We start from the raw sequence: 25,402 nt of genomic DNA, 5'->3' as shown, positions 1-25,402 counted from the left end.
GATTCTTTCGATTCTATAGAGCAATGCAGGGCGAACAACGCGCACGCACAATTTTTCTGGTGTTGTGGACGCTCATCACGGCTGTGAAGCTGGTGGTGGCTGCGCGTCTGCCCTTGTTCGTGGACGAAGCATTCTATTGGCAGGAAGGTCAGCACCTTGCGATGGCCTACTCGGACCTGCCCGGGCTGACCGCGTGGCTGGCGCGCCTGGGCGTGGAGCTCGGTGGCAATCACGTGCTGGCATTGCGCCTGCCGTTCCTGGCGATCGGGGCGATGCTGCCGTGGCTGGTATCGCGCATCGCCACGCGCTGGTTCGGTGCGGTCGCCGGCTGGCAGGCCGGCAGCCTGACCGTGCTGATGCCACTGTCGGCGACGCTGGGCATGCTGGCGGTACCGGATGTGCCGATGGCACTGGCGGCGGTGTTGTGCCTGGACGCCGGCGCGCGGTTGTTGCGCAACGTGGACGCCGCCGCTGCGGTGAAGTTGTCGCTGGGGCTGGTGATCGGTGCGCTCAGCCACTACCGCTTCATCGGCGTGATCGTGGTCGGCTTCATTGCCCTGATGCTGCTTCCGCAAGGGCGGCGCACGCTGCGTGATCCGCGCGTGTGGGTGGCGCTGGCGGTGGGCGTGATGGCGTGGCTGCCGCTGGTGGCGTGGAACGCGGACAACCAGGATGCAGGGCTCAAATTCCAGGTCGTGGACCGCCATCCCTGGGCCTTCCAGTGGAGTGGCCTGTGGTTCCTGGTGATCCAGCCGATGCTGGTCACCCCGATCCTGTGCATCGCGATGTGGAAAGTGGCGCTTGCCGGCACGCGTCCAGGCGGCGGCGCGCGTGACCAGTGGCGGTACTTCGGCCTGGTCGGGGCGGTATCGACGCTGGCAATCTTCATGCTGGGGTTCTTCACCGACGTCGAACGGATCAGCTTCCACTGGCCGCTGCCGGGTTACCTGGCCCTGCTGGTGGCGGTGCCGGTCGTACTCAATGGCTGGCCGCGCTGGCTGCGCCGCACCGGCTGGTGGCTGGCCGGTGCCGGGCTGGCGCTGGCCTTCGGTTCCTACCTGGTGGCCTCCAGTCCTGACCTGCGCGCTACGCTGGCCGGCAACAAGTTCTACCCGCGCAATTTCGCCGGCTGGGCACCGCTGGCGGACGAAGTACGCGCCGAGCTGGCCGGCATGCCCGCTGGTACCCGCGTGCTGGCCGGCAATTTCAAGGTCGGCGCGGAACTGGGCTTCCAGTTGCGCGACCCGCGCATCGAAGTGCTGCACCATCCGCTCAACGACAAGCACGGGCGCACTGCGCAGCTGGGCTTATGGGGCCTGCTGCACGATGGCCAGCGCGACGCGCCGATGCTGCTGGTGCTCTCGCCCAGCGACCAGCGTTACCGCGACCTGCTGGAGCGCTACCACCACATCTGCCGGCAGGTCGGTCCGCTGCCGCCGCCGCGCGTGGTCAGCCAGGATCACGGCTACCAGCGCTTCCTGCTGTTCCAGTTGCCGGCCAAGCGGGTCGAAGGCCCCTGCGTTACCCCGGCGATGGCCTGGGTGGATGCGCCCGTGCAGGACGAAGTGGTGGGCGACAGCCTGCAGGTGCGTGGCTGGGCCTTCAAGGATGGGGTGGGGCTCTCGCGCGTGGAACTGCTGATCGACGGCAAGCCGGTCGGCGATGCGGTGTACGGGCGGGCCTTCGACATCCGGGCGGCCTGGAAGATATCCACCGACCCGCAGCATCCCAACGTGGCATTCGACGCGACCCTGGACACGCGCCAGCTGGCGCCCGGCCGCCATTGGCTGGGCATGACGCTGTATGGCCGGGACGGCAGCGTGGAGCAGTGGCAGGAACAGTCGTTCACCGTGCCCGCGCGCTGAGCCGGGTCAGGGCAGGGTGTATCCGGCCTGCCGCAGCAGCCCGGACAGCGCGATCAGCGGGAGGCCGACCAGCGCGGTGGGATCGCGATTGTCGATCGCCTCGAACAGGGTGATGCCCAGGCCTTCGCACTTGAAGCTGCCGGCGCAGTCCAGTGGTTGTTCCGCAGCCACGTAGCGGGCGATCTCGTCCGTTGCCAGGGGCCGGAACCGCACCTCGGTCAGGTCGCAGGCCTCCAGCACCTGCCGGTCGCGGACCAGGCAGATCGCGGTGTGGAAGGCCACGGTCTGCCCGGACATGGCCGCCAGCTGTGCATGGGCACCGGCTACGTCGCCCGGCTTGCCCAGCGGGCTCCCATTCAGGTCGGCGACCTGGTCCGAGCCGACTACCCAGCGCCCCGGGTGGCGGGCCGCCACCGCCTCGGCCTTGGCCCGTGCCAGCCGCACCGCCAGGGCGCGCGGCGCTTCGCCGGGGGCCGGGGATTCGTCCACCTCCGGGCGGGCAGTGTCCAGCGGCAGGCCCAGCCGTTCCAGCAGTTCGCGGCGGTAGCGGGAGGTGGAGGCCAGCAGCAGGGGAAGCATGCGACAATACCGGGGCAGCAGGGGTGGGCGAACTCTACGGCATTTGACAACGGCCGATGGCGTCCTTAACATTCAGCGGCTTATGTCCGCGAACGTGCCCGAAACGCTGGATGCCTGGCGGATGGTCGCAGCACGAAGGTGCTTTGACGGTCAGGTAGAACTGGCAAACTTGCCCCGCCTGGAAGGCCTTGTCGCCGATTCCGAAGGAACGTGCAGTTATGCGCTGGAATTCGGCCACGACGAGATCCTCAAGGTATCCTATGTGGACCTGTCGATTGATACCGCGTTGCCGCTGACCTGTCAGCGCAGCCTGCAGCGCTTCCTGCTGCCGGTGTCGATCAAACAGCGGCTTGGCTTGATCCGCAACGAAGACGAAGAGTCGGCGCTGCCGGAAGAGTACGAAGCGCTGCTGGTGCCGGAGGATGGCCAGCTGCGTCCGCTGGACCTGGTCGAGGACGAGTTGGTCCTGGCCGTCCCCGTGGTACCGCTGTCGCCCGAGGGCGAGGCAGTCAACCGGGACTGGGCACCGACCGAAGAAGAACAGAGCAAGGCCAATCCGTTCGCGGCGTTGGCGGCGCTGAAGAAACCCTAGAAACAATTGCAGCCGGAGTGTCGTCGGCGGCTGCGGCGAAAGCGAAGTGTGCTGGGCGCTGGCGTCCTGCGCGACGATACGACGAAGCAAATCGAACCGAGTTTGGAGCAATCCCATGGCTGTGCAGAAATCCCGTGTTACCCCGTCCCGCCGCGGCCAGCGCCGTTCGCATGACGCCCTGAGCGCCAAGCAGCTGTCCACCGACCCGACCACCGGCGAAGTGCATCTGCGTCACCACATCACCGCCGACGGTTTCTACCGTGGCAAGAAGGTGATCGCGACCAAGTCGAACTCGGCCGTCGAAGAAGATTGATTCGTGAGGGCCGCTGTCCGTCGGGCAGCGGCCTTTACCTTTTACAGGAATTGCAATGAGCAAGCGGATCTACTCGAGGATCGCGGGCACCGGTAGTTATTTGCCCGAAAAAGTGTTGACCAACCAGGATCTGGAGAAAATGGTCGACACCAGCGATGAGTGGATCCAGACGCGAACCGGTATCCGTGAGCGGCACATCGCCGCCGATACGGAAACCACCAGCGACCTCGGCTACCACGCCGCGCTGCGTGCGTTGGAAGCGGCCGGCATCGACGCGTCCCAGCTCGACATGATCGTGGTGGGTACGACCACGCCCGATCTGATCTTCCCCTCCACCGCGTGCCTGATCCAGGCCAAGCTCGGTGCGAGTGGCTGCCCTGCCTTCGACGTCAACGCCGCCTGTTCGGGCTTCGTGTTCGCGCTGGGCGTGGCCGACAAATTCATTCGTTCCGGTGATGCACGTCATGTGCTGGTCATCGGTGCGGAAACCCTGACCCGTATCGTCGACTGGAACGACCGCACCACCTGCGTGCTGTTCGGCGATGGCGCGGGCGCGGTGGTGCTCAAGGCCGACGAAGACACCGGCATCCTGAGCACCCACCTGCATTCGGACGGCAGCAAGAAGGAACTGCTGTGGAACCCGGTCGGCGTCTCGGCCGGCTTCGGCGAGGGCGAAGAAGCCCGCGGCGCGATCCTGATGAAGGGCAACGACGTGTTCAAGTATGCCGTCAAGGCGCTGGACTCGGTCGTCGACGAAACCCTCGACGCCAACGGCCTGAGCAAGGCCGACCTGGACTGGCTGATCCCGCACCAGGCCAACCTGCGCATCATCGAAGCCACCGCCAAGCGGCTGGACATGTCGATGGAGCAGGTGGTGGTCACCGTCGACAAGCATGGCAACACCTCCTCGGCCTCGGTGCCGATGGCGCTGGACGTGGCGGTCCGCTCCGGGCGCGTGCAGCGCGGCCAGCTGCTGCTGCTGGAAGCCTTCGGTGGCGGCTTCACCTGGGGTTCCGCCCTGCTGCGTTATTAATGCGTTAAGCGGTTGTCCTTCTCCGAACGGCCCCGATGGGGCCGTTCTGCATTTTGCGGAGTTGCATCATGGTCGAGCAGATCGTCATCCACGGCCAGCGTGCCTGGCTCAAGCAATACGGCCAGGGCAGCCGCGCGGTCGCGCTGGCCCTGCTCAATTTCGTTGCCCATCGTTTCCAGCTCGACGCCCTGCGCCCGCCGCCGCACCGGGGTGGGGACGCCGCACGTGAAACCGAAGCGCGTCGCCTGGCCGAACTGCAGGCCCAGGGTGTGAACGTGCCTGCCGTACTGGGTGCCGGCCGCGCCTCGCTGGTGCTGGGCGACAATGGCAGCTCCTTCAATACCTGCCTGCGCCAGGCCGATGCGGCCGGCCGCGACGCCCTGGTCTCGGCGGCAATGCAGGCCATCGCCGCCGCCCATGCCAAGGGCGCGTATTTCGGCCAGCCGCTGCCGCGCAACCTGACCTGGGACGGCCAGCAGATCGGCTTCATCGATTTCGAGGAGGACCCGCTGGAAGTGATGGACCTGGCGCAGGCCCAGGCACGTGACTGGCTGATGTTCGGATATGGCGTGGCCAAGTATTACGAAGACCGCCCACAGCAGCTCCAGGCGCTGATGGCAGCGGCCATGGACGGGGAACAGGCGCCGGTGCTGGCCCATGCCCATGCGGTGTCCGGCCGCCTGCAGCGCCTGGCCCGCTACAGCATGAAGATGGGCCGTTCGGCGCGCGCATTGGCGCACGCCATCCTGATCGTGCACGGCGCCACCACGCTGGGCATGCTGATGCTGGTGGCGATCTGTTTCGACTTCTTCAGCGACGGCGACCTGGACATCCTGCAGCTGTTTGTCTGAGCCCTCAATACGCGCCAGTACAGACGAAGGGCGCTAAACCCCCTTATCATTCGCCGTTCGTTTTTTGCAGGCGGATTTCCGCGTGACCGATTCCAATCTCGCTTTCGTGTTCCCTGGGCAGGGCTCGCAGTCGCTGGGCATGCTGGCTGAACTGGCTGAACTGCACCCGCAGGTGCGTGAAGCCTTCACCGAAGCCTCCGATGGCGCCGGCGTGGACCTGTGGGCGCTCTCGCAGGGCGGCCCGGAAGAGATGCTCAACCGCACCGAATACACCCAGCCGGCCCTGCTGGCCGCCAGCATCGGCGTGTGGCGCGCATGGCAGGCCGTGCACGGCGCACAGCCGGTGGTCCTGGCCGGCCACAGCCTGGGCGAGTACACCGCGCTGGTCGCAGCCGGGGCCCTGTCCCTGCGCGACGGCGCCCACCTGGTGCGCCTGCGCGGCCAGCTGATGCAGGACGCCGCACCGACCGGCGTGGGCGCCATGGCGGCCGTGCTCGGCGCCGAGGACGCGCTGGTCAAGGAAGTCTGTGAACAGGCGTCCGGCAGCCAGGTGGTGGTTCCGGCCAACTACAACTCGCCCGGCCAGATCGTGATCGGTGGCGACGCCGAGGCGGTCGACCGCGCCCTGGCCCTGCTCGCCGAGAAGGGCGTGCGCAAGGCGGTCAAGCTGGCCGTGAGCGTGCCCTCGCACACCCCGCTGATGCGCGAAGCCGCCAACCGCCTGGCCGAAACCATGGCCGGCCTGGACTGGCGCGTGCCGGCCCTGCCGGTGGTGCAGAACGTCGACGCGCGCGTGCATGACGGCATCGACGCGATCCGCAGCGCCCTGGTCCAGCAGCTGTACCTGCCGGTGCAGTGGACCGGCTGCGTGGAAGCGCTGGCCGCCCGTGGCGTCACCCGCGTGGCCGAATGCGGCCCCGGCAAGGTGCTGACCGGCCTGATCAAGCGCATCGACAAGAGCCTGGATGCGCGCACCCTGTCCACGCCCGCCGACTTCGAGACCGCCCGCGAAACCTGGGCCGCCTGAAGCATTTCGTTCGAGGATACTGAGCATGAGCAAGCCCCTTCAGGGTGAAATCGCACTGGTCACCGGCGCCAGCCGTGGCATCGGTGCGGCGATCGCCGACGCACTGGCCGCGCAGGGCGCGACCGTCATCGGCACCGCCACCACCGACGCCGGTGCGGCTGCCATCGGCGAGCGCCTGGCGGCGGTGGGCGGCCACGGCCGCGCGCTGAACGTGACCGACCCGGCCGCGCTGGACGCGGTGCTGGACGGCATCGCCAAGGAATTCGGTGCGATCACCATCCTGGTCAACAATGCCGGCATCACCCGCGACAACCTGCTGCTGCGCATGAAGGACGAGGACTGGCAGGCCATCCTCGACACCAACCTGACCAGCGTCTACCGCACCTCCAAGGCGGTCATCCGCGGCATGATGAAGGCGCGCAAGGGTCGCATCATCAACATCGCCTCGGTGATCGGCGTGACCGGCAATGCCGGCCAGGCCAACTACGCCGCGGCCAAGGCCGGCATCATTGCCTTCTCCAAGTCGCTGGCCAAGGAAATCGGCTCGCGCGGGATCACCGTCAACGTGGTGGCCCCGGGCTTCATCGACACCGACATGACCAAGGCCCTGCCCGAAGAGCAGCGCACCGGCCTGGTCAAGTCGATCGCGCTGGAACGCCTCGGCGAACCGGCAGACATCGCCAACGCGGTGGCGTTCCTGGCCGGTCCCTCGGCCAGCTACATCACCGGCGAAACCCTCCATGTGAACGGCGGCATGTACATGCCGTAAGCATGTGGTGCAGGGATTGCACCGCAAGTGGTTGATCCAAATGGGGTTTTGCAAAAATGCAAGGCGCCTGCGGTTTCCACTACACTATCCAACGGCCATCGCCACAATGATGGCGTCACTTTTGAACCACTACTCCATCTGGAGCGATATCCAATGAGCACCATCGAAGAACGCGTCAAGAAAATCGTCGTCGAACAGCTTGGCGTCAAGGAAGAGGAAGTCACCAACAGCGCATCGTTCGTCGATGACCTGGGCGCCGACTCCCTGGACACCGTTGAACTGGTGATGGCGCTGGAAGAAGAATTCGAGTGCGAGATCCCGGACGAAGAAGCCGAAAAGATCAGCACCGTCCAGGCTGCGATCGACTACGTCAAGGCGCACGTCAAGGCGTGATGTCGGGCGGCTTGCGCGCGGTAGTGGTGCTTACCGCCACCGCGTGCAGTTATCCCATGGGGCCGCGCTTGCGGCCCTGTGTTTTTGTTCAGGAGAATCTGCAATGAAGCGTCGCGTCGTCGTTACCGGCATGGGCATGGTCTCGCCGTTGGGCAATGATATGGCCACCAGTTGGAAGGGCATCACCGAAGGCCGTTCCGGCATCGGTCCGCTGACCAACGTTTCGCAGTCCTACCTGGACCGTTTCACCACCAAGATTGCAGGTGAGGTCAGGGACTTCGACATCACCGCCGACAACGAACAGTTCGGCAAATTCCGGGTCAGCGGCAAGGATGCCAAGAAGATGGACCCGTTCATCCATTACGGCCTCGGTGCCGCCTTCATGGCCTTGAACGATTCGGGCCTGGAGATCACCGACGGCAACGCCGAGCGCGTTGGCGCCATCGTCGGCGCCGGCATCGGCGGCCTGCTCGGCATCGAAGAGCAGACCATCGAGTTCCACGAGGGCAAGAAGATTTCGCCCTTCTACGTGCCCAAGACCATCATCAACATGCTGCCGGGCCAGCTCAGCATCATCACCGGCCTGAAGGGTCCGTCGTTCTCGGCGGTGTCGGCCTGTGCCACCTCGAACCATTCCATCGGCACCGCGATGCGCATGATCCAGTACGGCGACGCGGACGTGATGGTGGTGGGCGGCGCCGAGCGCGGTTCCTCGCCGACCGCACTGGGCGGCTTCTGCGCGATGAAGGCCATGAGCACCCGCAACGATGCCCCGGCTGAAGCATCGCGGCCGTGGGACAAGGACCGCGACGGCTTCGTGCTCGGCGACGGTGCCGGCATCCTGATCCTGGAAGAGTACGAACACGCCAAGGCGCGCGGCGCGAAGATCTACTGCGAGCTCGCCGGTTTCGGCGCCAGCTCCGACGCGTACCACATGACCGCGCCGAGCGAGAACGGCGAAGGCGCCGCGCGCTGCATGACCATGGCCCTGAAGGACGCGGGCGTGAGCCCGGACCAGGTCGGTTACCTCAACGCGCACGGCACCTCCACCCCGCTGGGCGACCTGGGCGAGACCATGGCGATGAAGACCGCCTTCGGCGACCACGCCTACAAGATGATGGTCAGCTCCACCAAGTCGATGACCGGCCACCTGCTCGGCGCGGCCGGCGGCGTGGAGGCGATCTTCTCGGTGCTGGCGCTGCGCGACAACATCATTCCGCCGACCATCAACCTGCATGAGGCGGGCGAAGGCTGCGACCTGGACTACGTGCCCAACACCGCACGCGAGGCCAAGGTCGACGTGGTGATGTCCAACGGTTTTGGCTTCGGCGGCACCAACGGCACGCTGGTGTTCAAGCGCGTCTGAGCATGGCCGCGTAACCTGCTTCACCACCGGGCCGCCTTCATGGGCGGCCTCGGTGCATCTGGGGCCGGGCCCCGCACTTCAACCTGCCGAATCCCTCGCCATGTTCCAGACCCGTCCACTGCCCGCCACCACCGACCTTCCCGCGCTGCAGCGCGTGGCCCCGCAGCGCTACCCGCTGCTGATGGAGTCCACCGCCAGCAACAGCGCGCAGGGCCGCTGGGACCTGCTGCTGATGGCCAGCGGCCCGTCGCTGGCGCTGCAGGCCGACGGCGTGGTGCGCGACCACCATGGCAACGCCCACGCCGGTACCTTCCTGGAGGTGCTGGACCGGCACTGGCAGGCCGCGCGCCTGCCGCGCGAGGAGACCGGTCTGCCGTTCCGTGGGGGCTGGGCGCTGATGCTCGACTACGAACTGGCCGGCCAGATTGAAACCGTACTGGCGCTGCACGCGCGCGCCGACGGCCTGCCTTCCGCACTCGCACTGCGCTGTCCTGCTGCGGTGCTGCACGACCGCGTGCTCGGCGAGTATCACGCCGTGTGCGAAACCGGCTGCGAGGCACTGCTGGACGTCCTGCAGGCCGACCTCGACGCCGCCGCCATGCAGGCCCCGCTGCCCGCGTGGCAGCCCCCCGTGCAGATGGACGAAGACGCACCCGCGCGGTTCACCGATGGCGTGGCGCGGGTCATCGACTACCTGCGTGCCGGCGACGTGTTCCAGGTCAACCTCTCACGCCGCTGGCTGGCCAAATTCGATGCCGACCTTTCGCCGCACGCCCTGTACGCCCAGTTGCGCGTGGCCAATCCTGCGCCGTTCGCCGGCCTGTTCATCGCGCAGGGCAGGGCCGTGGTCAGCTCCTCGCCGGAGCGGCTGGTGAGCGTGCACGGCGACGACGTGCAGACGCGCCCGATCGCCGGCACCCGTCCGCGGTTTGAAGGCGACGATGATGCCGAACGCATCCGCGAACTGGTCGGCCATCCCAAGGAGCGCGCCGAACACGTGATGCTGATCGACCTGGAACGCAACGACCTGGGGCGCATCTGCACCGCCGGCAGCGTGGAAGTGGACGAACTGATGAGCGTGGAAAGCTACGCCCATGTGCACCACATCGTGAGCAACGTGCGCGGCCGCCTGCGCGCGGGCGTGACCCCGGGCCAGGTGATTGCAGCGACGTTCCCGGGCGGCACCATCACCGGCTGCCCCAAGGTGCGCTGCATGCAGATCATCGCCGAGCTGGAACAGACCGCACGCGGCGCCTACACCGGTGCGTTCGGCTGGCTGAACCGCGACGGCGACCTGGACCTGAACATCCTGATCCGCACCGCCGAGGTGGCCGGCAGCACCGCTGCGTTCCGCACCGGCGCCGGCATCGTGGTCGATTCGGACCCGGTCAAAGAGCTGGACGAGACCCGCGCCAAGGCCCGCGGCCTCATGCGCGCGCTCGGCCGCCCGGACTGACCCGGGGTATGCTGTAAGACGGCACCGTGGTCGGCCGCGTAGAGACACGCCATGCGTGTCCCGCGCGAAAATGATTCACCCGATACAGCCACGCCCTGCGTGGCCGCACCACCCACACGAGGTATGCATGGCTGGCGTAAAACGAGGTTGTCTAACCGTCCTGGCGATACTGCTGCTGGGCGCAGCGCTCCTGGCCGCCGCCGGCGCATGGTTCTGGCATTCCCAACGTGGTTTCGCCGACGCCCCGATCACCCCGGCGCAGACCAGCGTCGTCATCGCCCCGGGCGATGGCCTCGGCACGGTCGTGCGCAAGCTGCGCGAGGCCGGCGTGGATGAAGGCAACGACACCCAGTGGCAGCTGCTCGCACGCCAGCTCGACGCCGCCGGCAAGCTCAAGGTGGGCGAGTACGCCCTCGATGCGAAGCTCACCCCGCGCGAACTGCTCACCCGCATGCGCCAGGGCCGCACCCTGCAGCACCGCGTCACCATCGTCGAAGGCTGGAACATCCGCCAGCTGCGCGCCGCGCTCAAGCGCGCCGAGCCGCTGATCCACACCACCGATGACCTCGACGATGCCGCGCTGATGAAGGCGCTTGGCTTCCCGGGCCAGCATCCGGAAGGTCGCTTCCTGCCGGAAACCTACGTCTACCAGCGCGGCGACAAGGACGTGGACGTGCTCAAGCGCGCCCACGCCGCGATGGAAAAGGAACTGGCTGCCGCCTGGGAAAGCCGCGCCGACGACCTGCCGTTGAATTCCCCGCACGAACTGCTGATCCTGGCCTCGATCATCGAAAAGGAAACCGCGCTGCCCAGTGAGCGTCCGCAGATCGCCGGCGTGTTCGCCCGCCGCTTGAAGATGGGCATGCGCCTGCAGACCGACCCCACCGTCATCTACGGCATCGGCAGCAGCTACGACGGCAACATCCGCAAGCGCGACCTCACCACCGACACGCCGTACAACACCTACACCCGTGCCGGCCTTACCCCGACCCCGATCGCCATGCCCGGCCGCGACGCCCTGCAGGCCGCCGCACGCCCCGCCGCTGGCGACGCGCTGTACTTCGTAGCAGTGGGCGACGGCAGCGGGGCGCACGTGTTCTCGTCCAGCTACACCGACCACAACGCGGCGGTGGCGCGCTACCTGCAGCAGCTGCGCCAGCAGCGCGCCCAGCAGCAGGCCGCACCGCAATGAGCACCGCACTGCGTTGCCACCCGCACTTCATCAGCCTCGAAGGCGGGGAAGGGGCGGGTAAGACCACCGCGCTGAACGCCATCGTGGATGCGCTGGCCGCACACGGCCACAACGTCCTGGTGACCCGCGAACCCGGCGGTACGCCGGTGGCCGAGCGCCTGCGCTCGATGGTGCTCACCCCCGACGCCGAGATCGCCGGCGAGACACTCAGCGCCGAAGCCGAACTGCTGCTGGTCTTCGCCGGCCGCGCCCAGCATGTGCGCAGCGTGATCCAGCCAGCCCTGGACGAGGGCCATTTCGTGCTCACCGACCGCTTCACCGATTCCAGCTACGCCTACCAGGGCGGCGGACGCGGGCTCGACCCGGCGTGGATTGCCGAGCTGGAGCGCCGCGCCGTGGGCCTGCTGCCCGGCCTGACCCTGCTGCTGGACGTGGACGTCGCGGTGGGCCGCGCCCGCGCCAGCGGCCGCGAAGAAGGCCCGGACCGGATCGAGCGCGAGCAGGACGATTTCTTCCAGCGCGTGCGCGCCGTGTTCCGCCAGCGTGCAGCGGCCGATCCCAACCGCTTCCGGCTCATCGATGCCAGCCAGGACCAGGCCGGCGTGGCCGCCCAGGTCGTGACGGCCATCAATAAGTTCCTCGGCAAGGAGGGCGGCAATGGCTGAGTTCTCCCCCTGGCAGCAGCGCGCCTATGACCAGACCATCGCCGCGCTCGACGCCGGCCGGCTCGGCCACGGCCTGCTGATCTGCGGCCCTGCCGGGCTGGGCAAGCGCGAGGTGGCGCTGCGCATGGCCACCCACGTGCTGACCCGTGGCGAGCCGGCCGCGGCCCAGCGCAGCGCCCAGCTGATCGCCGCCGGCACCCACCCGGACCTGCAGCTGGTCTCGTTCATCCCGAACAAGTCCGGCGACAAGCTGCGCACCGAGATCGTGATCGAACAGGTGCGCGAGATCTCGCAGAAGCTCGCGCTCACCCCGCAGTACGGCATCGCCCAGGTGGTGGTGGTGGACCCGGCCGACGCGATCAACCGCGCCGCCTGCAACGCCCTGCTCAAGACCCTGGAAGAGCCGCAGCCCGGCCGCTACCTGTGGCTGATCAGCAGCGACCCGGCGCGCCTGCCGGCCACCGTGCGCAGCCGCTGCCAGCGCCTGGAGTTCAAGCTGCCGCCGCGCGAGGAAAGCCTGGCGTGGCTGCAGGCCCAGGGCCACAGTGAGGCCAGCGCCCGCGAAGCGCTGGACGCCGCCCGTGGCCACCCCGGGCTGGCCGACGACTGGCTGCGCAACGACGGCCTGGCGCTGCGCCGGCAGGTCGCCAGCGACCTGGAAGCGCTGGTGGCGGGGCGCTCGGGCGCGGTGGAGCTGGCCCAGCGCTGGACCGCCGACGACCATGCGGCGCTGCGGCTGCGCCATGCTGCCGATCTCGCATTGGCCCAGGCCACCGGCGGTGGCTTGACCGATCCGGAACGATTGCACAAGCTGGGCGCCTGGTTCGACGCCGCCAACCGTACCCGCGATCTGTTGCGCACCACCGTGCGCGCCGACCTGGCGGTGGTGGAATTGTTGTTGGCCTGGAACAAGGTCAACGAGCGGCACGCAAAGGGGAATAGAGCATGAGCGCCACCAACGCCCGCCAGGGCATCCTGTCGCTGGCCGTCAAGGACAAAGCGGCGCTGTACAGCGCCTACATGCCGTTCGTGAAGAACGGCGGCATCTTCGTGCCCACGCCCAAGCGTTACTTCCTGGGCGACGAGGTGTTCCTGCTGCTGACCCTGCCGGACTCCAGCGAGCGCCTGCCGGTAGCCGGCAAAGTGGTCTGGGTGACCCCCGCAGGCGCGCAGGGCAACCGCGCGGCGGGCATCGGCGTGCAGCTGGCCGACGGCCAGGAAGGGGAGAACGTGCGCAACAAGATCGAGACCGCGCTGGCCGGCACCCTGAACTCGGACAAGCCCACGCACACGATGTGAAGAAATTCACCGAAACCCGTTGACGTGAAAAAATGCTGCCCTATAATGAGCAGCTCAGCAGCATTGGGCGGTTAGCTCAGCGGTAGAGCATCGCCTTCACACGGCGAGGGTCGCAGGTTCGAAACCTGCACCGCCCACCACGATTCAAACAAGAAAGCCTCCGGAAACGGGGGCTTTTTTGCGTCTGGGCAATGTGTGATGCATGAAGTGCGTAGAAGGTTGCAATGACCAACGGGAGTTCTGTGCAGGCGCCACGCAGTGCACTATTCAGGTCAGACAAGGCACTGACTTTCGAAGGGAGGCACCGTGTTCGGACGCATTGGCAGTCTGTTGGTTCTTGGGCTCTGCAGCACCCTCGCGCTGGCCGCCACGCCGGCATACACACCCAGCTTCCATCCAGACCAGTTGAAGGGCCTGCCGGTGGGGCGTCCCAACCAGGTGCTTGTACTGGGCTCGCCTCACTTGTCTGCGCTGCCGAAGACGTTCGCGCCCGATCAGTTGGAGCCGCTGTTGTCGCGGCTGGAAGCCTGGAAGCCCGAAGCGATTGCGGTTGAGGCGGTCTCTGGCCTGCAGTGCGACTTCATGCGTCGCAATCCCGCTCGCTATGCCGAAAGCGTCGCAAGCTACTGCGTGGATACCGGTCCGGCGCAGGCCGCTACGGGGCTGGACGTGCCGGCGGCGAACGCCGAAGCCGAGCGGCTGCTGGCATCGTGGCCGACTTCGCCGAGCGCGGCGGATCGGCGACGGCTGGCCGCGGTATGGCTGGCGGCGGGGGAGCGCAACTCCGCAGTGGTGCAGTGGTTGCGCCTGCCCACGGGCGAACGGACTCCAGCCGATGGTTTGACTCCGGAACTCGTGGCGTACCTGGACAAGCGCCTGCAGGGGCGTGACGAATCCGTCCTGGTCGCCGCAACGCTGGCAGCGCGACTGGGGCTGGAGCGGGTCTGGGCGGTAGACGATCACACCGCCGACTCACCCACGCCCAAGGCGCTCGAGAAGGCCTCGGGCGAGGCGATCATGAAGGCGTGGGACAACCCCTACACCAAGGCGCGTGCCGAGGCAGACGCGGCGCTCGAGGCCAACCTTGGAAAGCCCGGCGCCATGCTGGCCCTGTACCGCAACTACAACGCCCCGGAAGCTGCGCTGCAGGCCTTCCACAGCGACTTCGGCGCTGCGCTGATGGAACCGTCTCCACAGCAGTTCGGACGCGGCTACGTAGGCTACTGGGAAACCCGCAACCTGCGCATGGTCGCCAACATCCGCGATGTGCTGGGCCAGGCGCCTGGCAAGCGCCTGCTGGCCATTGTTGGTGCCTCGCACAAGGGTTACTACGAGGCCTATCTCAACCAGATGCACGATGTGCAACTGGTGGATGCCGGAGAAATCCTTCGCTGATGAAGCAGTGTCGCTGCCCGTGGGGTGACTTGGCGTTTGACACGGGCCGGAACGATTGAGAGATTCAGCACATGGACCTGATCCGCCTGCTGCGCTCCCTCGAAGAGTTCCTGTACGAACTGGTCGGCTGGCTGGTGTTCTATCCGCGCACGTTCCTGCGGATCATCGTCCGCCCTGCGCAAATGGCGCTCTACACGCAGGAAGAGCTGCGCAAGCCGCTCGAAGCGCGTTTCCAGGCCACCATCAGTCCCGTGCTGATGCTGATCCTGACGGTGGCCCTGGCCCACGCGATGGAGCTGGCCTCGCGCGCGGCGGTGCCCACGCTGCAGTCGCCGGTGGGGCGCATCCTGTTCGGCAGCGAGGAAGGCATCATGCTGACCCGCTCAGCGATTTTCTGTGTTTACGCGCTGGGCGCCGCGCTGGGAACCTTGAGACAGCAGAAGATCCCGGTGACCCGCGAAACCCTGCGTGAGCCGTTCTCCATCCAGGCCTTCCTGGCCTGCCCGTTCGTGCTGGCACTGGCGCTGGGCGAGCTATTGCTGCGCTGGCCGGGCGACGCGTGGGTGGGGCCGGGGGTGGCCGTCCAGGCGGTAGGCATCCTCTGGTATCTGTGGGCGCGCGCGGCAGCCTATCGCGCGTTGAACACGGCGAGCTGGGCGAAGGCGTTCGGGTTGGTACTGGCCTCGTTCGTGGTCACCACGGTGGTGGTGCTGGCAGTGGCGATGCTGGTGCTGGTGTAGCCGTCTGGCGCGGTCTCACTCGCCGCTCAGCAGCAGCCGCGCCTGCGACTGCCAGCCACCGATGAACAGGTCCGGTCTGCCGTCGCCGTCCAAGTCACCGCGTGCCATGCTCCAGCTGCGGCCTACGGTTTCCGCCGGAATCACGTCCGCAGTGACATCGGAGAAGTTCCCCTTTCCGTCGTTCTGCCAGGCGCGGACCTGCAGCGGCTTGAAGCCCGGTACCTCGATGGCGCTCACCACCAGATCGGGGTGACCGTCCTGGTTGAAATCGACGACGGTGCCGCCCCAGCTGGAGAACCGGTGCTTCGGCAGGCGCGCGGCGGTTTCATCCTTGAAGCGGGCGTTACCCTGGTTGATCAACAGCCGGGTCTGTGGGTCTTTGTCCCAGTCGCGGTTGTTGCTGGTCAGGTTGAAGAACACCAGGTCCAGCCGTCCGTCGCCGTTGGCATCCAGCGCGTGGACTTCGCGGGTCTCGGTCGGAATCTGCCGGCCAAGCCGGTCGGTGGCGTCGCTGAAGCGGCCCTTGCCGTCGTTCAGCAGCAGGCGGTTGAACGGATCCTGGCTTGCAATGGCCATGTCCAGGTCGCCGTCGCCGTCCAGATCGGCCAGCACGACGCCCTGCGCCTGCACGTCGATGCGCGGCAGGTGCGTGCGCGTGGCGTCGATGAAATGACCAGGACGCGCCGGGTCGTTCAACCACAGGAATGGCTGTGCGACGCCGGTTTTCCCTTCGGTGGTGTTGCCGATGACGATATCGGGAAGGCCATCGCCATTCACGTCGCCGACCGCCACGCCGTTGGCCTGGCTGGTAGCGGGCAGGCGCTCGCTCACGCGTCTGAAGCCACCCTTGCCGTCACCGAAGTACAGCTGGTGCTGTTCGGTGTCCTCGGCGATGAACAGCACATCGGCGTGGCCGTCGCGATCAAAATCCGCGACGCGCACATGTTCATGGTCGCCGGTAATCGAGCCGAACACGTCGGGCGAATGGCGGAGCTTGCCGGTGCCGTCGTTGAGATACAGCCGGTTCGCGCCATTCTCCACTGCGACTGCCACGTCCAGGTCGCCGTCACCGTCCGCATCCAGCATCGCACCGTCCAGCGCGTGCAGCGCTGCGTCGGTGGGTACGTGGGTCGCGGTGACGTCGGTGAACGTCGTGCGGGTGGCTTCAAGCGGTGCAGCGCCGGCGGTGCGCGCCACGCTGCAGAGCGTGGCCAGGATGAGCAGGGGCATCGATGGGGACATTCGGTAACCGCTCCGTATCGGACGATCAGGTGCGCGCTGGCGCCATCGGCTGCATCAGCCCGGGAATGCCGGGAAGCGCTCGTCGGGGTGGTGCTTCTTCCATTCGGTGTGGGCCACGGTGCCTTCCCAGGCCAGGAACGACTGCGGAACGCGGCCGCGGCCCGACCACGTCTCCTGGCTGTGCGGCAGCCAGTAACGCGGCGCCCGCTCCTGCTTTGGCGCTTTGGGCGTCCTTGCGGCCCTGGGTGCCGGGGGCGCGCCCTCGCGGCCTACCAGTGCCTGGATCCTGCGCTGCTGCTCGGGGCTGAAATCCGCGTAGCTGGTGCTGAGCAGCACGGTGACGCGCTCATACGCCTCCTTGGTGGCGGCCCGCAGCAAGGCGTGCGGGGACGGGGAGGCGGATGGCGTGCGGGGCATGGGATTCCTGGAAGGGGAACAGACCGGGGCACGATAGCAAATGCAGGTGTGATCCATCTGCACGGATACCTCTTTCGGGTCATGCGCGTCAGCCGGAACAGGTCCCCAATGACGGCGGCCTGATCGAACGCTGGAGGCGACCGGTGCAGCTGCTCTACGCGACGTTCCCTGACCGCATGCCCGGGGTGGGCCTGCTCCTGCTGCGCCTGATGGTGTCGTCGATGCTGGTCTGGCCTTGGGGCCTGCGCGTCTCGCTGCCGCACGGCGATGTGCTCGGCTGGGCCTGGATGGCGGCGTTGCTGATCGTGCTGGGCAGCCTGCTTCCGCTGGGGATCCTGGCGGCGGTGTTCGTCGCCTGCCTCGATCCCGGGCTGCAGGGCTGGCCGGCCGGCGGACTGCTGGCGAGCCTGTTGCTGCTGGGCCCCGGCGCTTACTCGGTAGATGCAATCCTGTTTGGTCGGCGGGTGGTGGAGTTGCCCCCGTCGCAGCGCCGTCGCCGCAGCCGGCCAGAACGGGGCGATCACCCGAAAGAGTAGGCAGGCACCCCGCCGATCGGGGCTGTGGCCGCACGCGGTGCAGCGGCAGCATACAAGGCAACTTCGGCGAGGGTTCCCCCCGTGCACACCAACCCTGCGGCACGCGCGGTCGAGCGCGGCGTGGACTACATCGAAGCCAATCTCTGCGAGCCATTGCAGCTCAGCGCGATTGCCGAAGCCGCCTGCATGAGCCGCTTCCACTTCGCGCGCATGTTCCGCGAGCAGACCGGGCTGAGCCCCATGGAATACCTGCGCATGCGCCGGATCGAGCGTGCCCGGCAGTTGCTGCACGCCGACGGCCAGCGCATCGGGCAGATTGCCAGCGAGCTGGGCTTCTACGACCAGAGCCATTTCGTCCGCTGGTTCCGGCGCAGCCTGGGATGCACGCCATCGGCATACCTGCAGGACGCCCGCGCCGACCGCCCCTGCCAGTAGGCGTTTTTGTATGATGGTGCATGCGTTGGCGCAGCGCCGCGCGCGCGGGCAGGGGGGCGATGATGACGTACATACTTCGAAGCCTTGTCTGTGCCTTTCTACTGCTCATTGCCGGTAGTGCGGGCGCGCTGGACCCGGCGCGCGAGGTAGGGCAGTTCCACCACACCGCATGGACCGTCAACCAGGGCGCGCCGGGCCAGGTCACTGCACTGGCGCAGACGGCAGACGGGTATCTCTGGCTGGGTACCGAGATCGGTCTGTACCGGTTCGACGGCGTGCGCTTCACGCGTTTCGCGCCCACCGGCACCGAGGCGTTTCCCGCCACCAGTGTCTCCACCCTGTATGCGCCCCCCGGCGGCGGACTGTGGGTGGGCTTCCGCTATGGCGGCGTCAGCCTGATCGAGGGTGGCCACGTGCGTCATTACGGGCAGGCCGACGGGTTGCCGACCAGCACCGTGTACCGCTTCGCCGAAGACGGCAGCGGTCGCTTGTGGGCGGCTACGTTCACCGGTCCGGTCATGCTGCACGCACGCCGCTGGCAGCGCCCACCCGCAGCGATGGCCTATCCAGGGCGCCAGGGACGCACCCTGTTCACCGACCGCGACGGCACGCTGTGGGTCGCCACCGAAATCGGCATGGTGGTGCTGCGCCGTGGCGCTGCCACGTTCGAGCGCGTGCCTGCCGTGGTCGGGCGGGTCAGTCAGATCGCGCAGGCGCCGGACGGCGCGATCTGGGTCGCCGAAGCTGACGGTGGCGTGCGCGCGTTGGCGGCGCCGGGCACGGCATCGCCCAACGCTCAACCGGACGCACCGGCTGCATCGGCCGGCCTGCTGTTCGACCGCGACGGTGTGCTCTGGGCCACCACGCTCGGCACCGGGCTGGTACGTCGTTCACCGGCCCGTGCAGCCGAGGGATTTGAATCCTTCCGCCGTAGGGACGGACTCAGCTCTGACTACCTGCAGCCATTGCTTGAAGACCGCGAGGGCAACCTTTGGGTGGGCAGCAGCCGTGGCCTGGACCGCTTCCGCCACGCCAACCTGGTGCAGGTTCCGATGCCGGAAGGTGCGCAGGATTTCGCCATCGCAGCCGACGGTGATGCCCTGCTGGTGGGGACGCGCAACCACGCCCTGCAACGGGTGCAGATGGATTCGTGGCTGGCCCTGCCGTTGCGCTCGGCGATCACGGCGATGCACCGCGACGCTGAAGGCGGCACCTGGTTGGGCGGCCCTGAAGGTCTGTGGCGCCTGCATGGTGGACGCTTCGAAGAAGTATCCGGCCTGCCGGTGGCGCTGCGCTCGGGGGTGCAGGCAATCGCGACCACGCCCGACGGTGCGGTCTGGCTGTCGTTGAACACGCCGGGGCTGCACCGGTTGTACCAGGGCCGCTGGACGCATCTGCAGGACATCGCCGACCTGCCGTCGAACGGTTCGCCGCTGGCGATGCAGGTCGACGCCGGCGGGCGCCTGTGGTTGGGTTTCGCGCGCAACATCGCAGTGGTCCTGGAGCACGGCAAGGCAGTCACGCCCTGGACCGGTGAGCCGCTGGACGTAGGCAATGTCACTGCGCTGTTCGAAGACGCGCACGGCATGTGGATCGGCGGGGAGCGCGGCCTTGCGCGGGTGAGCGGGGGCCGACTGCGGAACGTGTTGGTGGATGTGCGCGAGGACCTGCGTGGGATCAGTGGCATCGTGGCCGACGCGGCGGGCGATGTGTGGTTCAACGGTGCGCGCGGCGTGGTGCGGGTGCGTGCCGGCGACGTCGCCGGCCTGTTTGGCGGGCACGGCAGCCCGCGTTATGAACGCTTCAACGCGCTCGACGCGCTGCCGGGCATTGCCGCCCAGTTCCGACCGCTGCCGACCGCGGCCCGTACCGACGACGGACGCTTGTGGTTTGCCACCACCAGCGGCCTGGTTTCCATCGACCCGCGGCAGATCGTGCGCAATCCGGTGGCGCCGCCGGTCGAAGTGCTTTCAGTCACCGTGGACGGTGCGGCGGTTCCCATCCGCGACGGCCAGGTGCAGCTGCCGGCCGGCCCGCGCAACCTGCGCATCCGCTATACGGCGTTGAGCCTGTCCATTCCCGAGCGCGTGCGCTTCCGCTACCAGCTGGACGGGCTCGATTCGCAATGGATGGAAGGCGCAGCGCGTTCGGCGCTGTACAACGCGCCGGGATCCGGACGCTACGTGTTCCGTGTTCGGGCCAGCAACAACGACGGCGTGTGGAACGAGCAGGGCGCCGAGCTGGTGGTGACGGTAGCGCCGCACTACTGGGAAACCGGCTGGTTCCGGGTGCTCTGCGTGGTGGCTGCAGCCGCTCTGCTGTGGCTGCTGTACCTGGCCAGGTTGCGCCAGCTCGCAGCGCGCATCCGCACGCGCCTGGATGAGCGCCACCGCGAACGCGAGCGCATCGCACGTGAACTGCACGATACCCTGCTGCAGAGCACGCAGGGCCTGATCCTGCGGCTGCATGCGTCCAGCCGCAAGCTGGCGCCGACCGATCCGGTCCGGCTGGAACTGGAAGCGGCGATGACCATGGCCGAGCGGGTCGGTGCCGACGGACGCGAGCGCGTGCGCGGCCTGCGTGGCGACGTGGACCACGCACGCGACCTCGGTGCTGCGCTGATGGCGGTACTGGACGAGTCGCATGGACTGGATACCCCGGTGGTGCGCCTGGTGGTGGAAGGCACGCCACGGCCGATGCAGCGCTGCGCCAGCGAGGAGGCGTACATGATCGGCCGCGAGGCGATGCTCAATGCGTTCCGGCATGCGAAGGCGGGCACCGTGCAGGTGTCGCTGGGGTATGGGCGGCACGCCTTCCGGCTGCGCGTGGATGACGACGGCATCGGGTTCAGCCAGGAGGCGGGCACTGCCGAAGGGCATTGGGGCCTGGCGGGCATGCATGAGCGTGCCGCACGCGCCGGGGGCACCGTGGCGATTCGCTCCGGTCGGCCGGGGCGCGGTACCGGCATCGACCTGCAGATTCCTGCGGCATTCGCGTGGGAATCGCCGTACCGGCCGGGCTTTGCCGGGTTGCGCGACCGCGTGCGCGCCGCGTTGAAACGCCTCCGGCCCGCGGCGCGGGGATAAAGCGCAACGTCGTACAAGCCTGGCGGTCGGCAGGTCTGGTCCCATGTGCGCTGCCATCCCTGAGAAGGACGCACCATGCCCCCACGCCAGCTGGACACGCTGACGCTCACCCGCCGCCAGGTGCTCCAGGTGGGCGCTTCGGCGCTCGCCGTGATGGCGCTGCCGGGGTTTGCAGCAGCGCGCACCCATTCGCCCACACCGGAAACCACGCACATGTCCGAAAATTTCGTCACCACCAAAGACGGCGTCCGCATCTTCTTCAAGGATTGGGGCCCGCGCGACGCGCAGCCCATCGTCTTCCACCACGGCTGGCCGCTGTCCTCCGATGACTGGGACGCGCAGATGCTGTTCTTCGTCCAGCACGGCTACCGCGTGATCGCGCATGACCGTCGCGGCCACGGCCGTTCGGAACAGGTCAGCGACGGCCACGACATGGACCATTACGCCGCAGATGCCTCGGCCGTGGCCGAGCACCTGGACCTGCGCAACGCCGTGCACATCGGCCATTCCACCGGCGGCGGTGAAGTCGCGCGCTATGTCGCGAAGTTCGGCCAGCCGCAGGGCCGCGTCGCCAAGGCCGTGCTGGTCAGCGCCGTACCGCCGCTGATGCTGAAGACCGCGTCCAACCCGGGCGGCCTGCCGATGGAAGTCTTCGACGGCATCCGTGCCGGCGTGGCCGCCAATCGCGCGCAGCTGTTCGTGGACTTCCCGACCGGCCCGTTCTACGGCTTCAACCGCCCCGGTGCCACCATTTACCCGGGCGTGATCCAGAACTGGTGGCGCCAGGGCATGATGGGCAGCGCCAAGGCCCACTACGAAGGCATCAAGGCGTTCTCGGAAACCGACCAGACCGACGACCTCAAGGCGATCACCGTGCCCACCCTGGTCCTGCATGGCGACGACGACCAGGTGGTGCCGATCGCCGACTCGGCCGAGCTCTCGGTGAAGCTGCTCAAGAACGGCACGCTCAAGGTCTACAAGGGCTACCCGCACGGCATGCTGACCACGCATGCGGACGTGATCAATCCGGACCTGCTGGCCTTCATCAAGGGCTGATGCACCCCGGGCACGCGGGGCTCCGGTCCCGCGTGCCATGCTATAAGCCCTCCATCAGACAGCTGATTGGAGTGGTCATGCCCGCACTTGCCCTGCTGATTGCCACCGCCGCCGCCGCAACTACGGGGCCTTCGATGCCCGATGCCGCGTCCATCGCCGCAATTGAAGCGACCTGTTTCGACTATGTGGATGGTCAACTGGAAGGCGACCCGGCGCGGGTTGCCCGATCGCTGCACCCTGACCTTGCAAAGCGCATGGTGCTGGGGGAGACGCCGGACGAACGGCTTGGCCTGCGCCGCATGAGCAGGGAAGAGCTGGTGGGGCTGACCCGGCAGGGCGCCCTGAAAACGCCCAAGGACCAGTGGGATCGCAGCTGCCGCGTGCTGGACGTCACCGACAACGCCGCTTCGGTCCGCTTGGAGACGCCCTGGTTCGTTGACTACTTCCATATGGGCCGCTTCGGCGAACGGTGGATCATCGTAAACGCCCTGTGGTATTCCAAGCCCAAACCTCCTGCTGCGCCGTAACCCCACCCACGGACAGGAGTGTCTGCAGTGGATGCAATCCGATCGAAGATGGGCAGCGCGCTCCGGACCACGGCCACGGTCTTGCTCTGGTCGGTGCTCCTGTTGTTTGCCGCTGAATTCCTGCTGGCCGTGCATGGCAAGTACCACGCACTGGATGGCCCGGCCTACGCGCGTTTTGTGGATCGGCATGGCTGGCTGTGGCTGCACCTTGGCGGCGGCGCGGTCACCCTTGTGGTGGGTGCGTTTCAACTCGTTTCACGCTGGTGGCGCGGACGGCGCGTGCTGCATCGCCGCCTGGGACAGGTTTACTTCGTTGGGATGCTCGCCGCCAGTGCGGCCGCTGTTGGCCTGATCGCCACGACACCGGCCCCACTCTCGATCCGGATTGGTTTCGCGGCCACTGCATTGGCCTGGTTGGTCACTGGCCTTCTCGCACTGCGGGCCATCCACGCCGGCCGCGTGCTGCAGCACCGTGCATGGATGGTGCGGAACTATGCTGTCACGCTCGCACCGGTCCTGTTCCGGCTGTTGCTGCCGCTGGCCATCGCCTCGGGCTTGCAGCCTGATGGCGCCCTCATCTCGGGACTGCTCTGGGCGAGCTGGATGGTTCCGTTGGCTGTTGTTCAAGTGGGTCTGCGAATCACCAGGTCACCTGCCAGGCCAGCAGGGACGCCATCGCCTGCCACGCGTTGAGTCCGGCAGTGCGATACCCGGCGCGTATCGCGGTCGCCTGAAACTCGTATTGGCCGTGCAAGGTGGGCCACCCTGATCCTGTCTGGATGCAAAGGCAAGACGGTGTTTCATTCGAGGGGCAGGTGGGACTGGTGACCGGCGCGGCCAGTGGGCTGGGGCTGGCGTACAGCCGCCTGCTGGCGCAGCGCGGGGCACGGGTGGTCATGCATGACGTGGGCGCCGGGCTGGATGGTCAGGGGCATGACCCGCATCGCATCGACGCCACCGTGGCGCTGCTGCGCGGCACCGGGCTGGACGTTCATGCCGCGCACGCGGTCATCGACGAGCGCGAAGGCTGCCGGGCGCTGATCGCCGGCATCCTGTCGCGGCAGGGCCGGATCGACTTCATCATCCACAACGCCGGTTGGGTGGAGTACCAGCAGATCGATGCGCTGCAGGAAGACCACTTCGATTACATGATGACCATCGCAGCCAAGGCGCCGCTGTGGCTGGCCGAAGCAGCCTGGGTGGAGATGAAGGCATGCCACTATGGCCGCATCGTGCTGACCACGTCCGATCGCGCGCTGTATCCCCAGTACGTGCAGAAGGGGCTGGCCGCCTATGCTGCGGCGAAGATGGCGGCGGTAGGCATCGTCAACGTACTGGCCGCCGAGGGCGCGCCACACAACATCGTGGTCAACGCGATCTCGCCGGTCGCCAAGACCCGCATGTGGGGTGTTGAAGGAGAGCCCGACGAGCTGCATCCGGACGCGGTAGCGCCGGGCGTGGCGTTCCTGGCATCCACGGCATGCCGCGAAGGGGGCTGGATCCTGCGCGCCAGCAACGGGCAGTTCCATGCCACCCGCAGTGTGGAAGCAGAGGATGTGGCCTATCCGCGCGACCTGCGTGCCACGACGGCGGAAAGCATCGAGGACATCGCCGCGCAATGGTCGCGCATCGCCCGACCGGCGGTGGAGCCGCGCAGCTGAGCTTTCCCGCGTCATACTGTGCCCATGGTCGATCTCCGCCTGCTCCGCCAGTTCGTCGCCGTTGCCGAGGAACTGCATTTCCATCGCGCCGCCGCGCGGCTGCACATGTCGCAGCCACCGCTGACGGCGGCGATCCGCCGGCTGGAGGAGGAGATCGGCAGCGAACTGATCCTGCGCGGCAACCGTACGCTGGGACTTACCGCGGCAGGGGCGGTGTTGCTGGAAGAAGCGCGGTTGCTGCTGCAGCAGGCCGACCGTGCGCTGCTGGCGACCCAGGACGCCGCTGCGGGTCGCACCGGGAGCATCCGCCTGGGTTACGTGGGAAGTGCGTTGTACGGTCGCCTGCCGGAAGTGATCCGCAACTTCCGCCAGGCCAATGCGGACGTACGCCTGGAACTGATTGAAGCGACCTCTGCCCGCCAGATCCAGATGCTGCGCGAAAAGCGCCTGGACGTGGGCGTGGTCATTCCACCGGTGTTCGACGCCGAGGACATGCAGCTGCAGCCCTTCGACACGGATCGGCTGGCGATTGCGCTGCCACGCGCGCACCGATTGGCGCAGGGCGACGCGGTGACCATTGCGGAACTGGCCGATGAGTCCTTCGTGCTGTGGCCCGCGCGCGAGGGCAGGGGGTTCCACTCACAGGTGGTGCGGCTGTGCGCGGCCGCCGGCTTCACCCCGCGCGTGGTGCAGGAAGCGCACGGCATGCATGCGGTGCTGTCGCTGGTGGCGGTGGAAGCCGGCATCTCGGTGGTGCCGGCCAGCATGGTCGGCTTCCGCAGCGAGGAGGTCGCGTACCGGCATCTGCAGGGAGACGAAGCCGGATTCGAGCTTCACCTCTGTGTGCGCTCGGACGAATCGCTGCCGGCGGTGAAGCTGTTCCTGGATCGCAGCTGACGACGCAGCG

General features: G+C 67.5%; 27 protein-coding genes and 1 tRNA gene. 25 read left to right on the top strand and 3 right to left on the bottom strand.

The annotated features are described in order from the left end of the window. Positions 1–23 precede the first annotated feature (23 nt). A complete protein-coding gene (locus C2U58_RS01110) occupies positions 24–1,865 on the top strand; it encodes a glycosyltransferase family 39 protein (RefSeq protein ID WP_102944188.1) in 1,842 nt (613 codons plus the stop codon). A 6-nt stretch (positions 1,866–1,871) separates the two neighbouring features. Here C2U58_RS01110 and C2U58_RS01105 read toward each other — a convergent pair whose 3' ends face one another. Further along, positions 1,872–2,444 carry a Maf family nucleotide pyrophosphatase gene (locus C2U58_RS01105; RefSeq protein ID WP_102944187.1) on the bottom strand — a complete coding sequence of 191 codons (573 nt, stop codon included), beginning with the start codon at positions 2,442–2,444 and terminating at the stop codon, positions 1,872–1,874. Between the two features lie 82 nt (positions 2,445–2,526). On the opposite strand from C2U58_RS01105, the gene C2U58_RS01100 reads away from it, so the two are divergent. The 16 genes from C2U58_RS01100 (at position 2,527) to C2U58_RS01025 (ending at position 15,535) form a co-directional block, all read left to right on the top strand. Beyond that, entirely contained in the window at positions 2,527–3,036 is a 510-nt protein-coding gene (locus C2U58_RS01100) for a YceD family protein (RefSeq protein ID WP_102944186.1), read from the top strand. Positions 3,037–3,151: 115 nt separating this feature from the next. After that, on the top strand, positions 3,152–3,349 hold the full coding sequence (gene rpmF / locus C2U58_RS01095) for a 50S ribosomal protein L32 (protein WP_070207941.1): 198 nt from the start codon (positions 3,152–3,154) through the stop codon (positions 3,347–3,349). Positions 3,350–3,404: 55 nt separating this feature from the next. Further along, on the top strand, positions 3,405–4,382 hold the full coding sequence (locus C2U58_RS01090; protein ID WP_102944185.1) for a beta-ketoacyl-ACP synthase III: 978 nt from the start codon (positions 3,405–3,407) through the stop codon (positions 4,380–4,382). Positions 4,383–4,450: 68 nt separating this feature from the next. Beyond that, positions 4,451–5,233, top strand: a complete 783-nt coding sequence (locus C2U58_RS01085; RefSeq protein WP_102944184.1) for a serine/threonine protein phosphatase — start codon at positions 4,451–4,453, stop codon at positions 5,231–5,233. A gap of 82 nt (positions 5,234–5,315) precedes the next feature. Next, complete coding sequence (gene fabD, locus C2U58_RS01080; protein ID WP_102944271.1) at positions 5,316–6,260, top strand: ACP S-malonyltransferase; 945 nt, start codon at positions 5,316–5,318, stop codon at positions 6,258–6,260. Between the two features lie 25 nt (positions 6,261–6,285). Further along, complete coding sequence (gene fabG, locus C2U58_RS01075; protein ID WP_102944183.1) at positions 6,286–7,029, top strand: 3-oxoacyl-ACP reductase FabG; 744 nt, start codon at positions 6,286–6,288, stop codon at positions 7,027–7,029. A gap of 153 nt (positions 7,030–7,182) precedes the next feature. Next, a complete protein-coding gene (acpP, locus tag C2U58_RS01070) occupies positions 7,183–7,422 on the top strand; it encodes an acyl carrier protein (RefSeq protein WP_005408313.1) in 240 nt (79 codons plus the stop codon). A gap of 103 nt (positions 7,423–7,525) precedes the next feature. Continuing rightward, the gene (gene fabF, locus C2U58_RS01065) at positions 7,526–8,788 is read left to right on the top strand and encodes a beta-ketoacyl-ACP synthase II (RefSeq protein WP_102944182.1); all 1,263 of its coding nucleotides are present in this window, start codon (positions 7,526–7,528) and stop codon (positions 8,786–8,788) included. A 100-nt stretch (positions 8,789–8,888) separates the two neighbouring features. Then, positions 8,889–10,244 carry an aminodeoxychorismate synthase component I gene (locus C2U58_RS01060; protein WP_102944181.1) on the top strand — a complete coding sequence of 452 codons (1,356 nt, stop codon included), beginning with the start codon at positions 8,889–8,891 and terminating at the stop codon, positions 10,242–10,244. A 127-nt stretch (positions 10,245–10,371) separates the two neighbouring features. Then, complete coding sequence (gene mltG / locus C2U58_RS01055; protein ID WP_102944180.1) at positions 10,372–11,436, top strand: endolytic transglycosylase MltG; 1,065 nt, start codon at positions 10,372–10,374, stop codon at positions 11,434–11,436. Then, on the top strand, positions 11,433–12,101 hold the full coding sequence (gene tmk / locus C2U58_RS01050; RefSeq protein WP_102944179.1) for a dTMP kinase: 669 nt from the start codon (positions 11,433–11,435) through the stop codon (positions 12,099–12,101). The genes mltG and tmk overlap by 4 nt, the downstream gene beginning before the upstream one ends. Then, complete coding sequence (locus tag C2U58_RS01045) at positions 12,094–13,050, top strand: DNA polymerase III subunit delta' (protein WP_102944178.1); 957 nt, start codon at positions 12,094–12,096, stop codon at positions 13,048–13,050. Before tmk ends, C2U58_RS01045 begins: the two co-directional genes overlap by 8 nt. Continuing rightward, complete coding sequence (locus C2U58_RS01040; RefSeq protein WP_070208345.1) at positions 13,047–13,400, top strand: PilZ domain-containing protein; 354 nt, start codon at positions 13,047–13,049, stop codon at positions 13,398–13,400. The genes C2U58_RS01045 and C2U58_RS01040 overlap by 4 nt, the downstream gene beginning before the upstream one ends. A gap of 65 nt (positions 13,401–13,465) precedes the next feature. After that, a tRNA-Val gene (locus C2U58_RS01035) sits at positions 13,466–13,540 on the top strand. Between the two features lie 166 nt (positions 13,541–13,706). Continuing rightward, complete coding sequence (locus C2U58_RS01030; protein ID WP_102944177.1) at positions 13,707–14,795, top strand: DUF5694 domain-containing protein; 1,089 nt, start codon at positions 13,707–13,709, stop codon at positions 14,793–14,795. A gap of 71 nt (positions 14,796–14,866) precedes the next feature. Beyond that, the gene (locus C2U58_RS01025; RefSeq protein ID WP_102944176.1) at positions 14,867–15,535 is read left to right on the top strand and encodes a hypothetical protein; all 669 of its coding nucleotides are present in this window, start codon (positions 14,867–14,869) and stop codon (positions 15,533–15,535) included. Between the two features lie 15 nt (positions 15,536–15,550). Here the strand turns inward: C2U58_RS01025 and C2U58_RS01020 are convergent, their stop codons facing one another. Together C2U58_RS01020 and C2U58_RS01015 are read right to left on the bottom strand one after the other, a co-directional pair. Then, positions 15,551–16,765, bottom strand: a complete 1,215-nt coding sequence (locus C2U58_RS01020; RefSeq protein ID WP_216362367.1) for a VCBS repeat-containing protein — start codon at positions 16,763–16,765, stop codon at positions 15,551–15,553. A gap of 66 nt (positions 16,766–16,831) precedes the next feature. After that, complete coding sequence (locus C2U58_RS01015) at positions 16,832–17,194, bottom strand: H-NS family nucleoid-associated regulatory protein (protein ID WP_102944174.1); 363 nt, start codon at positions 17,192–17,194, stop codon at positions 16,832–16,834. A 143-nt stretch (positions 17,195–17,337) separates the two neighbouring features. Here C2U58_RS01015 and C2U58_RS01010 point away from each other — a divergent pair, with 143 nt between their 5' ends. From C2U58_RS01010 to C2U58_RS00975, 8 genes are all read left to right on the top strand, one after another. Next, positions 17,338–17,730 (top strand): hypothetical protein, encoded by a 393-nt coding sequence (locus C2U58_RS01010; protein WP_216362366.1) that lies wholly within the window; start codon positions 17,338–17,340, stop codon positions 17,728–17,730. A gap of 81 nt (positions 17,731–17,811) precedes the next feature. Then, positions 17,812–18,165 carry an AraC family transcriptional regulator gene (locus C2U58_RS01005; protein ID WP_102944173.1) on the top strand — a complete coding sequence of 118 codons (354 nt, stop codon included), beginning with the start codon at positions 17,812–17,814 and terminating at the stop codon, positions 18,163–18,165. Between the two features lie 20 nt (positions 18,166–18,185). After that, complete coding sequence (locus C2U58_RS01000) at positions 18,186–21,251, top strand: sensor histidine kinase (protein WP_102944172.1); 3,066 nt, start codon at positions 18,186–18,188, stop codon at positions 21,249–21,251. A gap of 213 nt (positions 21,252–21,464) precedes the next feature. Further along, complete coding sequence (locus C2U58_RS00995) at positions 21,465–22,307, top strand: alpha/beta hydrolase (RefSeq protein ID WP_253256613.1); 843 nt, start codon at positions 21,465–21,467, stop codon at positions 22,305–22,307. A gap of 77 nt (positions 22,308–22,384) precedes the next feature. Beyond that, positions 22,385–22,834: a nuclear transport factor 2 family protein gene (locus C2U58_RS00990; protein ID WP_102944270.1), complete on the top strand. Its 450-nt coding sequence runs from the start codon at positions 22,385–22,387 to the stop codon at positions 22,832–22,834. 27 nt (positions 22,835–22,861) lie between these two features. Beyond that, positions 22,862–23,527, top strand: a complete 666-nt coding sequence (locus tag C2U58_RS00985; protein WP_253256608.1) for a DUF2306 domain-containing protein — start codon at positions 22,862–22,864, stop codon at positions 23,525–23,527. An 86-nt stretch (positions 23,528–23,613) separates the two neighbouring features. Next, the gene (locus C2U58_RS00980) at positions 23,614–24,495 is read left to right on the top strand and encodes an SDR family NAD(P)-dependent oxidoreductase (protein WP_102944169.1); all 882 of its coding nucleotides are present in this window, start codon (positions 23,614–23,616) and stop codon (positions 24,493–24,495) included. Between the two features lie 24 nt (positions 24,496–24,519). Beyond that, a complete protein-coding gene (locus C2U58_RS00975; protein WP_102944168.1) occupies positions 24,520–25,392 on the top strand; it encodes a LysR family transcriptional regulator in 873 nt (290 codons plus the stop codon). The last annotated feature ends 10 nt before the right edge of the window (positions 25,393–25,402 follow it).

The organism is Stenotrophomonas sp. VV52 (assembly GCF_002893095.1).
Taxonomy (GTDB): domain Bacteria; phylum Pseudomonadota; class Gammaproteobacteria; order Xanthomonadales; family Xanthomonadaceae; genus Stenotrophomonas; species Stenotrophomonas aracearum.
This window is presented reverse-complemented; position numbering and strand designations above follow the sequence as displayed.

Bases quoted from the DNA above. Each gene is read 5' to 3' on its own strand.
- C2U58_RS01110 (WP_102944188.1), top strand. From the start codon at position 24: ATGCAGGGCGAACAACGCGCACGCACAATTTTTCTGGTGTTGTGGACG.
- C2U58_RS01105 (WP_102944187.1), bottom strand. From the start codon at position 2,444: ATGCTTCCCCTGCTGCTGGCCTCCACCTCCCGCTACCGCCGCGAACTG.
- C2U58_RS01100 (WP_102944186.1), top strand. From the start codon at position 2,527: ATGTCCGCGAACGTGCCCGAAACGCTGGATGCCTGGCGGATGGTCGCA.
- rpmF (WP_070207941.1), top strand. From the start codon at position 3,152: ATGGCTGTGCAGAAATCCCGTGTTACCCCGTCCCGCCGCGGCCAGCGC.
- C2U58_RS01090 (WP_102944185.1), top strand. From the start codon at position 3,405: ATGAGCAAGCGGATCTACTCGAGGATCGCGGGCACCGGTAGTTATTTG.
- C2U58_RS01085 (WP_102944184.1), top strand. From the start codon at position 4,451: ATGGTCGAGCAGATCGTCATCCACGGCCAGCGTGCCTGGCTCAAGCAA.
- fabG (WP_102944183.1), top strand. From the start codon at position 6,286: ATGAGCAAGCCCCTTCAGGGTGAAATCGCACTGGTCACCGGCGCCAGC.
- acpP (WP_005408313.1), top strand. From the start codon at position 7,183: ATGAGCACCATCGAAGAACGCGTCAAGAAAATCGTCGTCGAACAGCTT.
- fabF (WP_102944182.1), top strand. From the start codon at position 7,526: ATGAAGCGTCGCGTCGTCGTTACCGGCATGGGCATGGTCTCGCCGTTG.
- C2U58_RS01060 (WP_102944181.1), top strand. From the start codon at position 8,889: ATGTTCCAGACCCGTCCACTGCCCGCCACCACCGACCTTCCCGCGCTG.
- mltG (WP_102944180.1), top strand. From the start codon at position 10,372: ATGGCTGGCGTAAAACGAGGTTGTCTAACCGTCCTGGCGATACTGCTG.
- tmk (WP_102944179.1), top strand. From the start codon at position 11,433: ATGAGCACCGCACTGCGTTGCCACCCGCACTTCATCAGCCTCGAAGGC.
- C2U58_RS01045 (WP_102944178.1), top strand. From the start codon at position 12,094: ATGGCTGAGTTCTCCCCCTGGCAGCAGCGCGCCTATGACCAGACCATC.
- C2U58_RS01040 (WP_070208345.1), top strand. From the start codon at position 13,047: ATGAGCGCCACCAACGCCCGCCAGGGCATCCTGTCGCTGGCCGTCAAG.
- C2U58_RS01025 (WP_102944176.1), top strand. From the start codon at position 14,867: ATGGACCTGATCCGCCTGCTGCGCTCCCTCGAAGAGTTCCTGTACGAA.
- C2U58_RS01020 (WP_216362367.1), bottom strand. From the start codon at position 16,765: ATGCCCCTGCTCATCCTGGCCACGCTCTGCAGCGTGGCGCGCACCGCC.
- C2U58_RS01015 (WP_102944174.1), bottom strand. From the start codon at position 17,194: ATGCCCCGCACGCCATCCGCCTCCCCGTCCCCGCACGCCTTGCTGCGG.
- C2U58_RS01000 (WP_102944172.1), top strand. From the start codon at position 18,186: ATGCGTTGGCGCAGCGCCGCGCGCGCGGGCAGGGGGGCGATGATGACG.
- C2U58_RS00995 (WP_253256613.1), top strand. From the start codon at position 21,465: ATGTCCGAAAATTTCGTCACCACCAAAGACGGCGTCCGCATCTTCTTC.
- C2U58_RS00990 (WP_102944270.1), top strand. From the start codon at position 22,385: ATGCCCGCACTTGCCCTGCTGATTGCCACCGCCGCCGCCGCAACTACG.
- C2U58_RS00980 (WP_102944169.1), top strand. From the start codon at position 23,614: ATGCAAAGGCAAGACGGTGTTTCATTCGAGGGGCAGGTGGGACTGGTG.
- C2U58_RS00975 (WP_102944168.1), top strand. From the start codon at position 24,520: ATGGTCGATCTCCGCCTGCTCCGCCAGTTCGTCGCCGTTGCCGAGGAA.